This is a genomic window from Kitasatospora sp. NRRL B-11411 (assembly GCF_000721345.1).
Taxonomy (GTDB): Bacteria; Actinomycetota; Actinomycetes; order Streptomycetales; family Streptomycetaceae; genus Kitasatospora; species Kitasatospora cineracea.
Window position 1 is genome coordinate 13,565 of the sequence record NZ_JOGH01000086.1, and the last position, 16,830, is coordinate 30,394.

A 16,830-nucleotide genomic window follows, 5' to 3' on the forward strand; every position below is an offset into this window, starting at 1 on the left:
CGCACCCGATGAGGCTGCACCGGCTCACCGTCACCGCCTTCGGCCCGTTCGCGGGCACCGAGCGGATCGACTTCGACCTGCTCTCCGCCGCCGGCCTGTTCCTGCTGCGCGGGGCGACCGGCGCGGGCAAGAGCAGCGTGCTCGACGCGGTCTGCTACGCGCTGTACGGCGAACTGCCCGGCACCCGCCGCAGCAACGGGGTGCGCAGCGACCACGCCGCGCCCGGCGTGCGCACCGAAGTGGTCCTGGAGGCCACCCTCGGCGGGCGGCGGCTCGAAGTCACCCGCAGCCCCGAGCAGTGGCGGCCGAAGAAGCGCGGCACCGGCCTGACCGCCGACAAGGCGCAGACCCTGCTGCGCGAGTGGGCCGCCGACGCCGGGCAGGGCGAACCCGGCTGGGTCGCGGTCAGCAAGTCCCACCAGGAGGCCGGCGAGGAGCTGACCCGGCTGCTCGGCATGAGCCGGGACCAGTTCTGCCAGGTGGTGCTGCTCCCCCAGGGCGACTTCGCCCGCTTCCTGCGGGCCGACTCCAAACAGCGCGCCGACCTGCTCGGCCGGCTCTTCGACACCGGCCGGTTCGAGCAACTGGAGCGCTGGACCGCCGAGTTGCGGCTCCGGCACGAACGCGAGGTGCACGGCGGCCGGCAGCGGATGCACGCCCTGGCGGCCCGCGCCGAGGAAGCCGCCGGCCCGGCCGCCGCCGACGCCGCCGACCACCGACCCGGCGAGGACGCCCCCGTCGCCGACGTGCTCGCCTGGGCCGCGATGCTGCGGAGCACCGCCGCCGAACGCGCCGAGGCCACCGCCCTGTGGCTGGCCGCCGCCGAGACCGCCCGGACCGCCGCCCGCACCCGGCTCGAAGCCCAGCACGCCCTGGCCGAACGGCAGTCCCGCTACCACCGGGCCCGAAAGGAACTACTGCGCCTCACCGACCGGTCCGCCCAGTCGGCCCCGGCCCGGGCCCGGCTGGCCTCCGCCCTCGCCGCCGAGGCCCCCGCCCTGCTGCGCGCCCCGCACCAGCAGGCCCGGGCCGCGCACGCCGCCGCCACCGACGCCGAGGCCGCCCGCCGCGCCGACCTCGCCGCCCGCGCGGCCGCCGCCGGCTGGAGCGGCCCGCTCGACACCCCCGACGACCTGCTCGCCGTCGAGGACGCGGCCCGCGCCGAGGCCGCCCGGCTGGAGGCCGCCCGCGCCGACGAGGCCCGGCACGGCGCCCTGCTCGCCGAACGGGCCCGGCTGGAACGCCGCCGCGCCGACGCGGAGGACCTCGCCGACGAGGCCCGGCGCTGGCTGGACGCCTACGAGGACCGGCTCGCCCGGCTCCAGGAGGAACGCGACGCCGCCCGCGAGGCCCGCACCGAACTCGACCGGATCGACACCCGGCACGCCGAACTCGCCCGCCGCCGGGACGCCGCCGCCCGCCACCTGCGGCTGCTCGGCGAGCACACCGCCGCCCAGGACCTGGCCCGCACCCTGACCGGCGCCGCCCAGGACGCCCGGCAGCGCGCCCTCGACCTCCAGGAGCGCCGACTCGCCGGCATGGCCGCCGAGTTGGCCGCCGCCCTGGCCCCCGGCGCCCCCTGCCGGGTCTGCGGCTCACCCGAGCACCCGGCCCCCGCCGAGCCCTCGGCCGACCAGGTCACCGCCGAGGACGAACGCCGCGCCCGCGCCGCCCAGCACACCGCCGAGGCCGAACTCGCCGCCGCCACCGAACGGGTGGGCGCCCTCGCCGCGCAGGCCGCCGCCGCCGAAGCCGCCGCCGACGGCCGCACCCCCGGCGAACTCGCCGCCGAAGCCGAGGAACTGGCCCACCGGCGCCGCACCGTGCTGCACACCGCGGAACGCTGGCTGCCCCTCGGCCAGCAGCTCGACCAGCTCGAACGCGACGGCGCCACCCGCCGCGAACAGCACCGCCAGGCCGGCGAGCTGACCGCCCAGCTGACCGGCCAACTGACCGCCCTGACCACCGAACTCGCCACCCTGGACGGCCGGATCGCCGCCGCCCGCGGCGACGCCCCCACCGTCGCCGCCCGGGCCGCCGCCGTCACCGCGCTGGCCGGCGCCGCCACCGCCGCCCTGAACGCCGCCCGGGCCACCGCGCACGCCGCCGACCGCCGCACCGAGACCGCCGACGCACTGCGCCGCGCCGCCCTCGCCGCCGGTTTCGCCGGCCTGCCCGAACTCGACGCGGCCGTCCTGCCCCCCTACGAACTCGACGCCCTGAAACGGCAGTTCAAGCAACTCGACGCGGACCTCGAACTCGCCGCCGCCCAACTCGCCGACCCCGCCCTGCGGGCCGCCGCCGAACTCCCGCCCGCCGCCGCCGAATCCGCCCGCACGGCCGCCGCCCGCGCCGACGAACACCTCGCCCGCGCCCGCTCCGCCCACGACCAGGCCCGCCACCGGGTCGCCGACCTGGCCCGGATCGGCGCCGCCCTGACCGCCCTGGCCGCCGAACTCGCCCCCGTCCTGGACGCCCACGCCCGGATCAGCCGCCTCTCCGCCCTGCTCGCCGGCGCCCCCGCCGAGAACGCCCTGCGGATGCGCCTGGAGTCCTACGTGCTGGCCGCCCGCCTCGAACAGGTCGCGGCCGCCGCCAGCCGCCGCCTGCTCAAGATGTCCGGCGGCCGCTACACCCTGGTCCACAGCGACGGCCTGGTCTCCGGCAACCGCCGCTCCGGCCTCTCCCTCCACGTCGTCGACGCCTGGACCGGCCGCGAACGCGACACCGCCACCCTCTCCGGCGGCGAGTCCTTCTTCGCCTCCCTCGCCCTCGCCCTCGGCCTCGCCGACGTCGTCACCGACGAGGCCGGCGGCATGCCCCTGGACACCCTCTTCATCGACGAGGGCTTCGGCACCCTCGACGAGAACGCCCTCGAAGAGGTCATGGACGTCCTCGACTCCCTCCGCGAACGCGACCGCGCCGTCGGCATCGTCAGCCACGTCCCCGACCTCCGCACCCGCATCCCCGCCCAACTCCTGGTCCGCAAGCACCGCACCGGCTCCACCACCCACCACACCACCCGCGCGGACACCTGACCGGCCCGCGCCCCGGGCGCCGCTACGCCAGGAAGTCCGCCGCCAGGCGGTCCCACGCGCGGACGTCGGCGAGGGTGCGGGAGACGTGCAGGCGGGCGTCGGGGAGGTGGGCGGCGAGGGTGCGGGCGGTGAGCAGGGGGTGCAGCGGGTCGGTGTCCCAGGCCAGCAGGAGGGTGGGGTGGGGGAGGCCGCGGAGGGTCTCGGGGGCGGGCAGGTCGGATTCGGCGGCGGCCCGGAAGGCCGCCGGGAGGAGGGGTTCGGGGAGGTCGAACTCGGTGGTGTACTGCGGGACTTCGGCGAGGACGGCGGGCGGGCCGGAGACCCTCGTGGCGGCGTCCAGCGCTCCCCGGCCGCGCCGTTCGACCAGGGTCGCGGCGGCCCGCAGCCCGTTGCGGCGGGGTTCCCGGGCGGTCCAGGCGACGGCGGGGATCGCGAGGACCAGGCGGTCGAAGCGTTCGGGGCGGGCGAGCGCGGCCCACAGCACGGTGGCGGTGCCCATCGACGCGCCGAAGGCGGTGACGGGCGCGTCCGGCGAGAGGTGGTCGCAGAGGGCGAGCAGGTCGTCCGCGAGCGAGGCGTAGCGGTAGTCGGCGGGCACGGCCCGTCCGGTGGACTCCCCGTGGCCGCGCGCGTCGTAGCGGGCCATCCGGTGCGTCGCGCCGACGGCGGCCCAGTCGAACAGTCCGGCCCGCCGCTCGTGGGCCCGGCTGGACAGTGCCCCGTGGGCGTGCACGGCGAGCGGGGCGCCGTGGGGGCCGGTGACGGAGTAGGCGAGGGTGGCGTGCGGCCGCTCCAACGTCCCTGCGGCGGGCGCCCCGTGGACGGGCGGAGGTGCGGAGGAGGTCATGTCAGCCGGAGCACGCGGCGCGCTGGGCCTGCTGCCAGGTGCAGACGGGGCAGAGCGGGCTGCCGGGCGCGTCGGCCGGGTACTCGGTGGGTTCGCCGCACAGGACGCACGCGGCGCGCTCTCCCGGGCCGCCGGGCCGCAGTCCGCGCAGGGACCGCTCGGGATCGGCGGACACCTCGCAGACCGGCCCGTCCACCGGGGAGGAGGACGAGGGCGAGGAGGGGGACGGGGGCTGCTGGTCCGCTGCGGGTTCTCCCATGGGTCCCAAGGGTACGGCCCCGCCCGGCCGGGCCCCCGCCCCACCCGGCGGGCCCGGCTGTCCGGGTGCGGGTGGGAGTCAGCCGAGGAAGGAGAGGCGGAGCTTGCGCTGCGGGTTGTCGCCGTTGGTGTCGATCAGGACGACGGACTGCCAGGTGCCGAGGGCGATCCGGCCGTTGATCACGGGCAGGGTGGCGTGCGGGGCGACCAGGCCCGGCAGGACGTGGTCGCGGCCGTGGCCGCGGCTGCCGTGCCGGTGGTGCCAGCGGTCGTCGGGGGGCAGCAGGGCGCGCAGGGTGGCGAGCAGGTCCTCGTCGCTGCCGGAGCCGGTCTCGATGACGGCGATGCCGGCGGTGGCGTGCGGGACGAAGACGTTGAGCAGTCCGTCGCGGCCGTCCGCGACTTCTCTGAGGAAGGTGTGGCACCGGTCGGTGACGTCGAGGGCGACCTCGTCCCGGCCGGTGGCGATGTCGAGGGTCTGGGTGTGGAAGGTGTCGGACATGGGGCCATCCTGGCCGATCTTGGTGCGCGCCCCGTAGGGGCACCGGCCGATCGCCACCCGACCGCCAGGGTGCTCGCCAGGGCGCGCCAGCACACCGCCACGGCGCGCCAACCCGGCCCCGGGGAGCGGGCCGACCCGCCTCCGGGGAGCGCGGACCGGCCCCGGGGACGCCGAAGGCCCGACGGACCGCCGGTCCGTCGGGTCGTGGCAGCGGGCGGTGGTCCGGCGCTCCCGGGCGCTCGCGCGCCCGGTGGGCGCCGGGTCAGCGGCGGTTGCCGAACAGGCTCCGCTTGAGGCGGCGCAGCGGGGCCATCAGGGAGACCCGGGCGCTGCGGCGCGGCGAGGCGGCCGCGGCGGGGGCGCTGGGCCCGCGCGGGGTCAGTTCCCTTATCAGGCCGAGTGCCTCCGCGGTGTCCACCGCCGAGAGCGCGGGCGCGCCGAGGACGGCCAGGTGCCGGTCGATCCGGCGGCCGGTCGTGCCGACGCCGCACTGGATCGCGGGCACCCGGGGCCGCGGCCGCACTTGCATCTGTTCCATCTGTTTCCCACCCCTACGAGGCGCCAGGGCCGTGAGGCGAAGACTATCCGGCTATGACGGCCTTCACACAACCGTCCTGGTGTTCTGCCACCGTATCGTGCGAACGGAACTGACGCTTCACCAGGGCCCGGTGGTCTCGGTCACGACTACGCATCGGTTGATGGTGCACCATCCAAGCGCTGAAGGGGCGTCAGGCGCTGCGGCGGTCCGGGGCGTTGCCGGGGCGTGTCGGCGCCCGCGGGTGCGCCGGGCGCGCGAACGGCCGCCGGGCCCGCACCGGTTCGACCGTTTCGACCGCCCCGGCTCCGGGGCGGTCAGCGCAGTTCGACCTCCTCGACCCCCTCGACCTGGCCCGCCGCCCGCCGGGGCGCGGTGCCGGGCGGCGGGTCGAGCAGCGCGGAGAGGCCGAAGCCGCACAGGCCGAGGCCGAGCAGGGCGGTGAGCACCAGGACGGTGAGCCAGGCGCCGGGTTGGCGCCAGGCGACCAGTGCGCCGTAGCGGACCAGGCCGGTCAGGCCGAGCAGTCCGGTGAGCACCATGGCGGCCATCCCGCCGCGGACCCGGCGCAGTTCGGACTCGCGGGCGGCGAGCAGCAGGGCGGCGCCGAAGGTGAGGGTCCAGGCGCCGAGGGCGCGGACGTCGAGCGGGCGGGCGGTCCAGGGCCAGTGCGCGGCGAACGGGCCGGGGCGGACGGCGAGGGCGAGGCCGAGCAGGGCGAGCAGGGTGCCGCCGCAGGCCATCGGGGCGGCGACCCACCAGGGCAGCCGGGGGGTGCGGGCGGGGGCGGGGCCGCGGGTGCGGAGCTGGGCGGCGAGGGCGGCCAGGCCGATCGGCGGGGCGGCGAGGTGGGCGGCGAGCCAGCCCCAGGCGGCGAGGAAGCCGAGCAGCGGGCCGCCGTCGAGGTGCAGGTCGCGGCGGCCGGCCAGGGTGGTGGCGAGCATCAGCGGCATCAGCAGGCAGGTGGCGGCGGTGGCCACCCGGACCTCGGCCCAGCCGCGGGCGCGGGCGGCGAGGGCCAGCATGGCGGCGGCGCCGCCGTAGCCGGAGCCGAGCAGGGCGGCGGTGACGGGGGACATCGCCCAGGCGAACAGTTCGTCGGTGGCGCCGGCGGCGGGCCACAGGGCCAGGAAGGCCCAGCCGGCGGCGAGGGCGAGCGGGGCGAGCAGGAGGGCGCGCAGGAGCGGGCTGACCGGGCGTACGGGCGCTGTGGCGGCCATCCTCGGCTCACCCCCACTTGTGAGACGTGGCGTCAATATAGGAGCGGCTCGCGGGCCGGGCAATGCCCCGCACACGGCGCCCCCGCAGCCAGGACATCCCGAGTTCAGAAATTGAACACAGAAGAGGGATTGACGTGACAGAAACCTCCAAGCAATATCTGTACCGACACGGGATAGCGGGGAACACCCACCCATCCCCGGTCGGGTGATTTCGAGTATGAACGAATCACCCGACCATCCCGTTACACTTCCGACACCACGGTGAGTCACTGTCCGGCCGTCTCGACGCTGCGGCGGCCCGACTCCGACGTGGTGGACGGACCGGCGGTCGATCGTTGAGGGTCGGTCGGACCGCCAACCGGGCTGCCGGTGCCGCCGCTGGTACGGCGCGGCACCGGCGGTCGCGTTTGTGCCGTCCGCGACACCCCGGTCCACCCCGACCACCTGCGCCCGGGGTGCCGCGGCCCGGCCCCTCCCCGGCTCCCCCGCCGCTCCCCGCGCCTGCCCGCGTTCCCGACCGCTCCCCGGGAGTGCCCCGCGCCGCTCGGTAGAGTGTCCGTACCGGGCGACCAGCCGGCAGCCACCCCATCCTTCGCGGAGTGAACGCACGTGCCACCCCTGCTCAGCATCGTCCTGCCCGTTCACGGCGTGGAGCGCTTCCTGCCGCAGTGCCTGGACTCGCTCCGGGCCGACGGCGCCGCCCCCGGCGAGGTCGAACTGATCGCGGTGGACGACCGCTCCCCCGACAACTGCGGCGCCCTGCTGGACGCGCACGCCGCCGCCGACCCGCGGATGCGGGTGCTGCACCTGGCCGAGAACCGGGGCCTCGGCGGCGCCCGCGCGGCCGGCCTGGCCGAGGCCACCGGCACCTACGTCTGGTTCGTCGACAGCGACGACTGGCTGCCCGAGGGCAGCATCGACGCGGTGCTCGGCGAACTGCGCGCCGAGACGGCCCGCGAGGTGCCCGCCGACGTGCTGCTCACCGACTTCACCCACGTCTACCCCGACGGCGGCCGGGAGCCGAACCCCTGGCGCCGGGTGCTGGCCGGCTCCCCGCTGGTGTCCGGCTGCACCGCCGCCGAGCACCCCGCGCTGTTCAACGCGGTGCTCGCGGTGTGGAACAAGGTGATGCGCCGCCAGTACCTGCTCGGCCTGGACGTGGAGTTCGGCCGCGGCTACTACGAGGACATCTCGGTCACCTACCCGCTGCTGCTCGCCGCCGACCGGCTGCTCTACCTCGACCGCCCCTGCTACAACTACCGGCGCGGGCGCCCCGGCGCGATCACCGCCACCTCCTCCGCCAAGCACGCCGACGCCTTCGCCCAGTACGACGCGATCTTCGCCTTCCTGGACCGCGACGACCGGGCGAACGCCCTGCGCACCCTGGTCTTCGACCGCACCGTCAAGCAGGCCCTGACCGTCTACGACACCCCCGGCCTGGTCCCGGCCGAGCTGCGCGCGGAGTTCTTCGCCCGGATCACCGGCCACTTCGCCAAGCACCGCCCGGCCGGCTACCGCTACCCGCCCGGCGTGCGCGGCGTCCAGTACCGGCTGGCCGCCCGCGGCTCCCGGCGGGCCTACGCCGAGCTGCGCCGCGGCGGCCGGCTGCCGGGCGCGGTCAAGCGCGGGACGAGGGCGGTGGCGCCCGGGGTGAAGAAGGCGGTCCGCAGCGGCGCCCGGTTCACCGCGTACAACGCCTTCAAGCGGCTGCCGGTCGACGAGAACCTGGCCGTGTACGCGGCGTACTGGCACCGCGGGTACGCCTGCAACCCGGCGGCGATCTACGCCAAGGCCCGGGAGCTGGCCCCGCAGGTGCACGGCGTGTGGGTGGTGGAGAACGCCGAGCGGGCCGCCACGCTGCCCGCCGGGGTGCCGTACGTGATCGTCAACACGCCCGCGTACCTGAAGGCGATGGCCACCGCCAAGTACTTCGTCAACAACGTCAACTTCCCGCACACCATGACCAAGCGGACCGGCACCGTGCACGTGCAGACCCAGCACGGCACCCCGCTGAAGGCGATGGGCATGGACCTGGTGGACCGGCCGCTGGCCGCGGACGGGATGGACTTCGAGCGGCTGCGCGAGGTGGTCGGGCGCTGGGACTACCTGGTCTCGCCGAACCCGCACACCAGCAAGCACTTCGCCCGGGCCTTCCCCGGCACCTACCAGGTCCTGGACACCGGCTACCCGCGCAACGACCGGCTGGCGCTGGCCACCCCCGAGCAGTGCGTCGACGCCCGCCGGGCGGTGGGCGTCGCCGACGGGCAGCGCACCGTGCTGTACGCGCCGACCCACCGCGAGTCCCGCGGCGGCTACCTGCCGCTGCTCGACCTGCCCGCGCTGGCCGAACGGCTCGGCCCCGGCTGGACGGTGCTGGTGCGCACCCACTACTTCCACGAGGGCGGCGCGGGCGACCTGACCGCCGCCCCCGGCTCGGCGACCCTGCTGGACGTCTCCGACCACCCCGTCGTCGAGGACCTCTACCTGGCCGCGGACGTCCTGGTCACCGACTACTCCTCGATGATGTTCGACTACGCGGTGCTGGACCGCCCGATCGCGGTGTACGCCCCCGACTGGGAGGAGTACCAGGAGGTCCGCGGCGTGTACTTCGACCTGATGGAGGAGCCGCCCGGCGCGGTCGCCACCGAGCAGGACGCGCTCACCGAGGCGCTGCTGGCCGGCGACCCGGAGCCGGAGGCCCGGCGGCGCTTCCGCGAGCGGTTCTGCCCCTGGGACGACGGCCGGGCCGCCGAGCGGGTGGTCAGCCGGATCTTCCCGGTCCGGGCCTGAGCCCGAACCACCCCCGCCGTCCCACTCCTTGAGACGGCGGGGGTCCACGGGCCGGGCGTGACAAGGATCGCAGCGCCGCGGCGGTCGCCGGTGTGGACGGACCGCGGGGTGCATGTCGTAGTCTGCGGTCCGTTACCCAGTGGTTTGGTTCTCGTCCGAGCCGCGCGCCTCGCCCCGCGGCGAGACCCCGGCCGGGGGCGTCCCCCGGCCTGCTCCGTTTGTCCGGCCAGGGAGGGCCACACCGTGATCGACCTCGTCACCAAGCTCGTGCTCAAGCCGCTCGCCAAGGCCCTGTACCGGCCGACGATCGAGGGCCTGGAGAACGTGCCGCGCAAGGGCGGGGTGGTCCTGGCCAGCAACCACCTGTCGTTCGTGGACAGCGTGGTGATCCCGCTGGCCGCGCCGCGCCAGGTGTTCTTCCTCGCCAAGGCCGAGTACTTCACCGGCACCGGCGTCAAGGGCGCGGTCTCCCGGTTCTTCTTCACCCACGTGATCAACGCCGTCCCGGTGGAGCGCGGCAGCGTCCGGGCCGCCACCGCCTCGCTGGACGAGGGCCTGGAGATCCTCAACTCCGGCCGGGCGTTCGGCATCTACCCGGAGGGCACCCGCTCGCTGGACGGCCGGCTGTACCGCGGCAAGACCGGCGTGGCCTGGCTGGCGCTGACCGCCGGCGTCCCGGTGGTGCCGGTGGCGCTGGAGGGCCCGCAGCACATCCTGCCGGTCGGCAAGCGGATCCCCCGGCTGCGGAAGATCACCGTGAAGTTCGGCGAGCCGCTGCACTTCGACGAGCTGCACGGCCAGGCCCGCTCGGCCAAGGCCCGCCGCCAGGTCACCGACGAGGTGATGGCCGCCATCCAGGCGCTCTCCGGCCAGGAGCCGGCCGAGCAGTACAACGAGTCCCCCAAGGCTGCCTGACGTCCCGTCAGGAATGTTCGCCCGCGCCGGGAACAACGGCGCGGCCGCGCCGGTTCGGCTTCCTCGTGGGCGTCCCCTCCCGGCGCCCGCGACACGGACCCGACAGGCACGGAGCGCATCCCATGAAGATCGGCATCATCGGCGCGGGCAACATCGGCGGCAACCTGGCCCGGCGCCTCACCTCCCTCGGCCACCAGGTCGCGGTGGCCAACTCGCGCGGCCCCGAGACGCTGGCCGACCTGGCCGCCGAGACGGGCGCGACGCCCGTCCCGGTCGGCGAGGCCGCCGCGGGCGCGGAGCTGGTCGTGGTGACCATCCCGCTGAAGAACGTCCCCGCCCTCCCCAAGGACCTGCTCGCGGGCGCGGCCGAGGGCTTCGTCCTGCTCGACACCAACAACTACTACCCGCGCGAGCGGGACGGCCGGATCGACGCCATCGAGGACGGCGGGCTGACCGAGAGCCGCTGGGTCGAGCAGCAGCTCGGCCACCCCGTGGTCAAGGCGTTCAACGGCACCTACGCCCAGGACATCCTGGACGCGCCCCGCCCGGCCGGCGACCCCGAGCGGATCGCCCTGCCGGTGGCGGGCGACGACCCGGCCGCCAAGCAGCGGGTGCGCGAGCTGATCGACGCCCTCGGCTTCGACACCGTCGACTCCGGCGGCATCGACGACTCCTGGCGCCAGCAGCCCGAGACCCCGGTCTACGGCCTGCGGGCCGGCGTCGCGGGCGTCACCGAGGCGCTCGCCGCCGCCTCCCCGGAGCGCCCGGCGAACTTCCGCGGCTGACCACCGGCCGCCCGCCCGGGGAGCCCGGGCCGGCGGCCGCCGCTCAGTAGCCGACCGCCTCGCGCAGCAGCAGGACGGTGCCGCGGGCCAGCCGCGGCGGGGCGTTCAGCACCAGCAGTTGGTTGACGGCGCTGGGCTGCCCGTACGCGGCCTCGGTGCGGGCGCTCTCCAGCGGGAGGGCGTGCTGCTCGATCCGGCGCAGCGCGGCGGGCAGGTCGGGGACGAGCTTCTGGGCGCCGACCACCCAGATCGCGTGGGCCGCGCCGCCGCCGTTGGCGGGCAGTTGGCTGCCGGAGCCGGAGGCGAGCACCAGGGCGCCGGTCTCGACCACGGCGGCGACGCTGCCGAGCACGACGTCGGGGGTGGCGAGCAGGCGGCGCAGCTCGTCGGCCTCCCGGTCCCGGTCCATGGCGAGCAGCCGGGGCTTGACCGCGCCGGGGCGGGCGTTGACGTCCTCCTCGATGCCGGAGCGCCGGAGCGTCTCGCTGGCGGTGGTGAGCACGCTCGCGCCGGCCGGGAGGAGTTCCCCGATCCGCTCGCGGGCGGCCGCGGCGCCGTCCAGGAGTTCGACCGCGAAGCCGTGCCCGGACAGCGCGGCCGCGGCCCGCTGGAGCCGGTCCTCGGCGGCGGGGGCGGCCGGGTCGGGTCGGGCGCTGCCGGGGGCGGTCCCGCCGAGCGGGGTGGTGTCCAAGTACCGGATCTCGTAGACCCGTTCGGTGAACCGCCAGCCCTGGCCGGTGCGCCGGTAGCGGTCGTGGTAGATGGCGTAGTTGAGGCCCTGCAGGCCGTCGCGCAGCCGGACCACCTCGTGCATGTGGGCCCGGCCGGTGGCGGTGTCGCCGTCGATCCGGACCGCGCCGGGGTGGGTGTTCTGCACGAAGAACTCCCACTGCTCCTGGAGCTTCTCGCCGCCGGTGCGGATCTGCTCGGGACCGGTCAGCTCGATCGGGACGTCGGGCATCCGCAGCACCCCGTCGGGGGTGAACAGGGCGGCCAGCCGGGCCCGGTCGCGCATCATCGCCGCGTCGGTGAACTCGGCCTGCAGGGCCAGGATCTCGACCCGGTCCGCGACCTGCTGGAAGGTGTCCATCGCTCTCTCCGTCCGTTCGTTTCCTTCTGCCGGTACGACGAAACGGCGGCCCGGAGTGTGAGGTGCGGGCCGGATGTCACGTTCCGGGGCGCTGTCCGGTCCTCCTGGGGGAAGCGGACGGCCCGAGCAGGAGGAGCGGAGACGTGGAGGACACCGTGGAGGACCGGCGGGACGGGGCGCTGCGCGCGGTGGCGGCCGAGCGGCGGCGGCTGACCGACCTGGCGTACCGGCTGCTGGGCTCGCTGGCCGACGCCGAGGACGTGGTGCAGGAGGCGTACGCCCGCTGGTACGCGCTGCCGCCGCAGCGCCGGGCGGAGGTGGTGGCGCCCGGCGGGTGGCTGACCACGGTGGCCGGGCGGATCTGCCTGGACCTGCTGGGTTCGGCCCGGGTCCGCCGGGAGCGGTACGTGGGCGCGTGGCTGCCGGAGCCGCTGCCGGGGGACGGCGCGGCCGGGGACCCGGCGGAGCTGGTCACGCTGGACGAGTCGGTGCGGATGGCGTTCCTGGTGGTGCTGGAGTCGATGACCCCGGCGGAGCGGGTCGCCTTCGTGCTGCACGACGTGTTCCGGTACCCGTTCCCGGAGGTGGCGGCGGTGGTCGGCCGGTCGGCGGCGGCCTGCCGGCAGTTGGCGGCCTCGGGGCGGCGCCGGGTCCGGGCGGCCGGGCCGCCGGTCGAGCCGGCCGGGGAGCGGGCGCTGCTGGTGCGGGAGTTCAAGCGGGCCTGGGAGGCGGGGGACGTCCGTTCGCTGGTGCGGCTGCTGGACCCGGACGCCACCGTGGTGGCGGACGGCGGCGGGCTGGTGCAGGCCCGGCTGGAGCCGCTGTCGGGCGGCGGGGCGATCGCCCTGGCGGTGGCGGCGTTCGCCCGGGCGCAGCCGCGGATCGAACTGCGGGAGGGCCTGGTGAACGGGGAGGCCGGGCTGGTGGCCCGGCTGGACGGGGCGGTGGTGGCGGTGTTCGCGTTCCGCACCGCCGGGGGCCGGATCACCCACGTGTGGGGGGTGCGCAACCCGGAGAAGCTGCGCCCCTGGGTCTGATCCCTCCCGCTCAGGCCGCGGCGGCCGGCACCGCGGCGGGCACCGGGGGCGCCTCGCGGCGGAGCAGTGCGGCGTAGCGGCCGTCGCGGGCCACCAGCTCGTCGTGGGTGCCGAGTTCGGCGATCTCGCCGCGGTCGAGGACGGCGATCCGGTCGGCGTCGCGGACGGTGGAGAGCCGGTGCGCGATGGTGAGGGTGGTGCGGCCGGCGGCGAGGGTGTCCAGGGCCTGCTGGACGGCGTGCTCGGTCTGGTTGTCGAGGGCGCTGGTGGCCTCGTCGAGGATCAGGACCGGCGGGTTGCGCAGCACGGTGCGGGCGATCGCCAGGCGCTGCTTCTCGCCGCCGGAGAAGCGGTAGCCGCGTTCGCCGACCATGGTGTCGTAGCCGTCGGGGAGGGCGGCGATCATGTCGTGGATCTGGGCGGCCCGGGCGGCGGCGACGAGTTCGGCGTCGGTGGCGTCGGGCTTGGCGAAGCGCAGGTTGTCGGCGACCGAGGCGTGGAACAGGTAGGTCTCCTGGGAGACCATGCCGACCGCGCGGGCCAGCGTCTCGAAGGACAGTTCGCGCACGTCCACGCCGTCGATCAGGATCCGGCCGCCGGTGGTGTCGTACAGCCGCGGCACCAGGTAGGAGAGGGTGGACTTGCCGGAGCCGGTCTCGCCGACCACGGCGAGCGAGCCGCCGGCCGGGACGGTCAGGTCGATGCCGGTCAGGGTCGGGCGGTCCTGGTCGGGGCGGTAGTGGAACTCGACGTTCTCGAAGCGCACGTCGCCGCGGATCTCGGCCAGGTGGACGGGGTGCTCGGGTTCGGCGATCTCCACCGGCAGGTCGAGGTACTCGAAGATCCGCTGGAACAGGGCGAGCGAGGTCTGCACGTCCACACCGGTGGACAGCAGGCTGACGGCGGGCCGGAACAGGCCCTGCTGGAGCGAGACGAAGGCGACCAGGGTACCGAGCGAGACGATCGGCGCGCCGGCGGCGGAGGCCAGGCCGGCCGCCCAGTAGATCAGCGCGGGCATCGCGGCCATCACGATCCCGATGGTGGACATCCGCCAGCGCCCGGCCATGCTGGAGCGCACTTCCAGGTCGGCCAATCCGTCCGAGCGGTCGGCGAACTCGCGGGTCAGCGAGTCGGAGCGGCCCATGGTGCGGCCGAGCAGGATGCCGCTGACCGACAGCGACTCCTGGACGGCGGAGGAGAGTTCGGCGAGCTGCCGCTGCCGCTCGCCGGTGATCTTCTTGCGTTCGCGGCCGACCCGGCGGCTGATCCAGACGAACACCGGGAGCAGCAGCAGCGAGACGATGGTCAGCCGCCAGTCGAGCGCGACCATCGCGGCCACGCTGGCGACCACCGCGGTCAGGTTGGACACCAGCGAGGTGGCGGTGCCGGTGACGGTGGCCTGCATGCCGCCGATGTCGTTGGCGATCCGGGACTGCACCTCGCCGGTGCGGGTGCGGGTGAAGAACGCCAGCGACATCCGCTGCAGGTGCCGGTAGACGGCGGTGCGCAGGTCGTGCATGACGCGCTGGCCGACGGTGGTGGAGATCAGCGTCTGCAGCACGTTCAGCACGCTGGTGACCACGGCGGCGGCGATCATGCCGAGCGCGAGCAGGCTGAGCAGCCCGGTGCGTCCCTGCGGTATCGCGGTGTCCAGGACGGCGCGCAGCAGGAACGGCGTCACCACCGACACCACGGCGGAGGCCGCGACCAGCAGCCCGACCACGCCGAGCCGGCCGGCGTAGGGCCGGAACAGGCGGAGGATCCGCCGCACCTGGGCGGGCTGCTTGGCCTCGCCCTTGGGCGGAGTCCAGTCGATCCGGTCCGGTCGCACGGGGGCCTCCTCGGGGGTCGGCGGAGCTGGCGGGCCCGATCTTAGCGAGCCTTGCTCACCATTAGCAAACCTAAGCTTCTCCGCATTCCCGCCGCCGCCCTCCGCCTTCCCCCTTGCCCTCCCTTTCCTCCGCCCTGCCTTTCCTCTGCTCCGTCTTCCCGCCGCCGGCCGCGAGGCCCTGGCGGCCCCGCCCGGGGAGTCCCCGCCGCTCCCCGGGAGGGCCCGCCGGCCCCGGCCGCTACGCCTTGCCGCGCCCGGCCAGGAAGGCCGCCACCCGCTCGCGCACCTCCGGGGTGTCCAGGCCGCGCACCGTCATGGTGGTGCGGCGCCGCAGCACGTCGTCCACCGTGTACGCCCACTCGCTGTCGGCCGCGTAGGCGACCTGCGCCCACACGTCCGGGCCGTCGGGGTGCACCGGCTCGCCCAGGGCGGGGTCCTCGGCGATCAGGCGGGCCAGGTCGAAGGAGAGCGTGCCGTAGTGCGAGGCCAGGTGGCGGGCGATCAGCGGGTCCATCCGGGAGCCGGGCTCGCGGTCGATCAGCAGGCGGTGCGCGACGGCGTTGGGGGCGCCGATGCCGGGGAGCGGGACGGTGGCCGGGATCGGCGAGACGTCCTCGGCCAGGCCCACGCCCGGGGCGTGCTTGAGCTTCTCCAGCACGACCCGGCCGATGTGCCGGTAGGTGGTCCACTTGCCGCCCGCCACCGACAGCATGCCGCCGCGGCCCTCGGTGACGACGGTCTCGCGCTTGGCGGCGGCGGTGTCGCCGGGGCCGCCGGGCAGCACCCGCAGGCCGGCGAAGGAGTAGGTGATGTCCTCGCGCCGCAGGTGCTCGTCGCGGATGGCGTGCCCGGCCTCGGAGAGGATCTGGTCGACGTCGGCCTCGGTGGCGCGGACGTCCAGCGGGTCGCCGGTGTACTCCTCGTCGGTGGTGCCGAGCAGGACGTGGTCCTCCCACGGGATGGCGAAGGAGACCCGGTACTTGTCGATCGGGATGGTCAGCGCGGCCCGCCACGGGCTGCGGCGCTTGACCACCACGTGGGCGCCCTTGGAGAGCCGGATCGACGGGGCGGAGCCGGCGTCCTCCAGCTTGCGCAGGTGGTCGACCCACGGGCCGGTGGCGTTCAGCACCAGCCGGGCGTCCACGCCAAACTCGGCGCCGTCCAGGCGGTCCTTGAGCTCGGCGCCGGTGACCCGGCCGCGGGTGAAGCGCAGGCCGGTGACCTCGGCGTGGTTGAGCACCACGGCGCCGGCCTCGACGGCGGCGCGCACCGTCATGACGGGGCGGCGTGCGCGGCGGTGGAGACCCGGCCCATGCCGTCGCGGAACGCGGACAGCGCCGAGTACAGGAAGACGCCCGCGCCGAGTTTGGGGGCGGAGTGCGGGCCGCCCTTGTAGACGGGGACGAAGAAGGTCAGCGGGTTGACCAGGTGCGGGGCCACGTCGAGACGGTGTGTCCGGGGGTGCGCTCGGCACCGAGGGTCGGGATGGTTGCCATGGTGTGTGTACGGCGCCCTGGTCGGTGGCGCCGTGTCTCCTTCCGGTGTGCGGTGCGGCCCCTGCTGGAGGGCCGGGCGGGCCCGGTGCGGCGGGCCCGGGGGCGGAACGGGACCGGCCGGCCGGGCTGTCCTCGCCCGGCCGGCTGGTGGTGGTGCGTCAGCTGTTGTCCTCGTCCTCCTCGACCCAACCCATGGTGCGCTCCACGGCCTTGAGCCACTTCTTGTACTCGGCGTCGCGGGTGTCGGCGTCCATCCGGGGCGTCCACTCGGCGGCGCGGTGCCAGTTGGCGCGCAGGGTCTCCAGGTCGTCCCAGAACCCGACGGCCAGACCGGCGGCGTAGGCGGCGCCCAGCGCGGTGGTCTCGGCCACGTACGGCCGCTCCACCGGGGCGTCGAGGACGTCCGCGATGTTCTGCATCAGCAGGTTGTTGGACGTCATGCCGCCGTCGACCTTCAGGGCGGTCAACGTCACCCCGGAGTCCTTC

Annotated in this window: 13 protein-coding genes and 1 pseudogene; 5 read left to right on the plus strand and 9 right to left on the minus strand. The window is 75.6% G+C overall.

What is annotated here, in order from left to right; all coding sequences use genetic code 11:
• The first annotated feature begins 8 nt into the window (after positions 1–8).
• Positions 9–3,038, plus strand: coding sequence for an AAA family ATPase (locus tag IH44_RS0128795; RefSeq protein ID WP_030462678.1), 3,030 nt, complete (start codon positions 9–11; stop codon positions 3,036–3,038).
• A gap of 22 nt (positions 3,039–3,060) precedes the next feature.
• Here IH44_RS0128795 and IH44_RS0128800 read toward each other — a convergent pair whose 3' ends face one another.
• The 5 genes from IH44_RS0128800 to IH44_RS0128820 form a co-directional block, all read right to left on the minus strand.
• Positions 3,061–3,885, minus strand: a complete 825-nt coding sequence (locus IH44_RS0128800) for an alpha/beta fold hydrolase (protein WP_051817442.1) — start codon at positions 3,883–3,885, stop codon at positions 3,061–3,063.
• Between the two features lies 1 nt (position 3,886).
• Positions 3,887–4,144 carry a hypothetical protein gene (locus tag IH44_RS41580; protein ID WP_157852501.1) on the minus strand — a complete coding sequence of 86 codons (258 nt, stop codon included), beginning with the start codon at positions 4,142–4,144 and terminating at the stop codon, positions 3,887–3,889.
• Positions 4,145–4,222: 78 nt separating this feature from the next.
• Positions 4,223–4,645, minus strand: coding sequence for a secondary thiamine-phosphate synthase enzyme YjbQ (locus tag IH44_RS0128810; RefSeq protein WP_030462680.1), 423 nt, complete (start codon positions 4,643–4,645; stop codon positions 4,223–4,225).
• A gap of 262 nt (positions 4,646–4,907) precedes the next feature.
• Positions 4,908–5,183, minus strand: coding sequence for a hypothetical protein (locus IH44_RS0128815; protein ID WP_030462681.1), 276 nt, complete (start codon positions 5,181–5,183; stop codon positions 4,908–4,910).
• Between the two features lie 314 nt (positions 5,184–5,497).
• Positions 5,498–6,400, minus strand: coding sequence for a hypothetical protein (locus IH44_RS0128820; protein ID WP_030462682.1), 903 nt, complete (start codon positions 6,398–6,400; stop codon positions 5,498–5,500).
• Positions 6,401–7,009: 609 nt separating this feature from the next.
• Between IH44_RS0128820 and IH44_RS0128825 the strand changes: the two genes are divergently transcribed.
• The 3 genes from IH44_RS0128825 to IH44_RS0128835 all read left to right on the plus strand — a co-directional run bounded on the left by IH44_RS0128825 (position 7,010) and on the right by IH44_RS0128835 (position 10,890).
• Entirely contained in the window at positions 7,010–9,190 is a 2,181-nt protein-coding gene (locus tag IH44_RS0128825) for a bifunctional glycosyltransferase/CDP-glycerol:glycerophosphate glycerophosphotransferase (protein WP_198545063.1), read from the plus strand.
• A 243-nt stretch (positions 9,191–9,433) separates the two neighbouring features.
• On the plus strand, positions 9,434–10,105 hold the full coding sequence (locus IH44_RS0128830; RefSeq protein WP_030462684.1) for a 1-acyl-sn-glycerol-3-phosphate acyltransferase: 672 nt from the start codon (positions 9,434–9,436) through the stop codon (positions 10,103–10,105).
• A 122-nt stretch (positions 10,106–10,227) separates the two neighbouring features.
• On the plus strand, positions 10,228–10,890 hold the full coding sequence (locus IH44_RS0128835; protein ID WP_030462685.1) for an NADPH-dependent F420 reductase: 663 nt from the start codon (positions 10,228–10,230) through the stop codon (positions 10,888–10,890).
• A 43-nt stretch (positions 10,891–10,933) separates the two neighbouring features.
• Here IH44_RS0128835 and IH44_RS0128840 read toward each other — a convergent pair whose 3' ends face one another.
• Entirely contained in the window at positions 10,934–11,980 is a 1,047-nt protein-coding gene (locus IH44_RS0128840; protein WP_030462686.1) for a nuclear transport factor 2 family protein, read from the minus strand.
• 143 nt (positions 11,981–12,123) lie between these two features.
• On the opposite strand from IH44_RS0128840, the gene sigJ reads away from it, so the two are divergent.
• Positions 12,124–13,017: an RNA polymerase sigma factor SigJ gene (gene sigJ, locus IH44_RS0128845; protein ID WP_107066645.1), complete on the plus strand. Its 894-nt coding sequence runs from the start codon at positions 12,124–12,126 to the stop codon at positions 13,015–13,017.
• Between the two features lie 10 nt (positions 13,018–13,027).
• Here sigJ and IH44_RS0128850 read toward each other — a convergent pair whose 3' ends face one another.
• The 3 genes and pseudogenes from IH44_RS0128850 to IH44_RS0128860 form a co-directional block, all read right to left on the minus strand.
• A complete protein-coding gene (locus IH44_RS0128850) occupies positions 13,028–14,848 on the minus strand; it encodes an ABC transporter ATP-binding protein (protein ID WP_030462688.1) in 1,821 nt (606 codons plus the stop codon).
• Positions 14,849–15,086: 238 nt separating this feature from the next.
• A pseudogene (locus tag IH44_RS41585) lies at positions 15,087–16,291 on the minus strand (glycerol-3-phosphate dehydrogenase/oxidase); the annotation flags it as partial.
• 211 nt (positions 16,292–16,502) lie between these two features.
• Positions 16,503–16,830: FGGY-family carbohydrate kinase (locus IH44_RS0128860; RefSeq protein WP_255358133.1), on the minus strand; the 328-nt coding region annotated here is incomplete at its 5' end.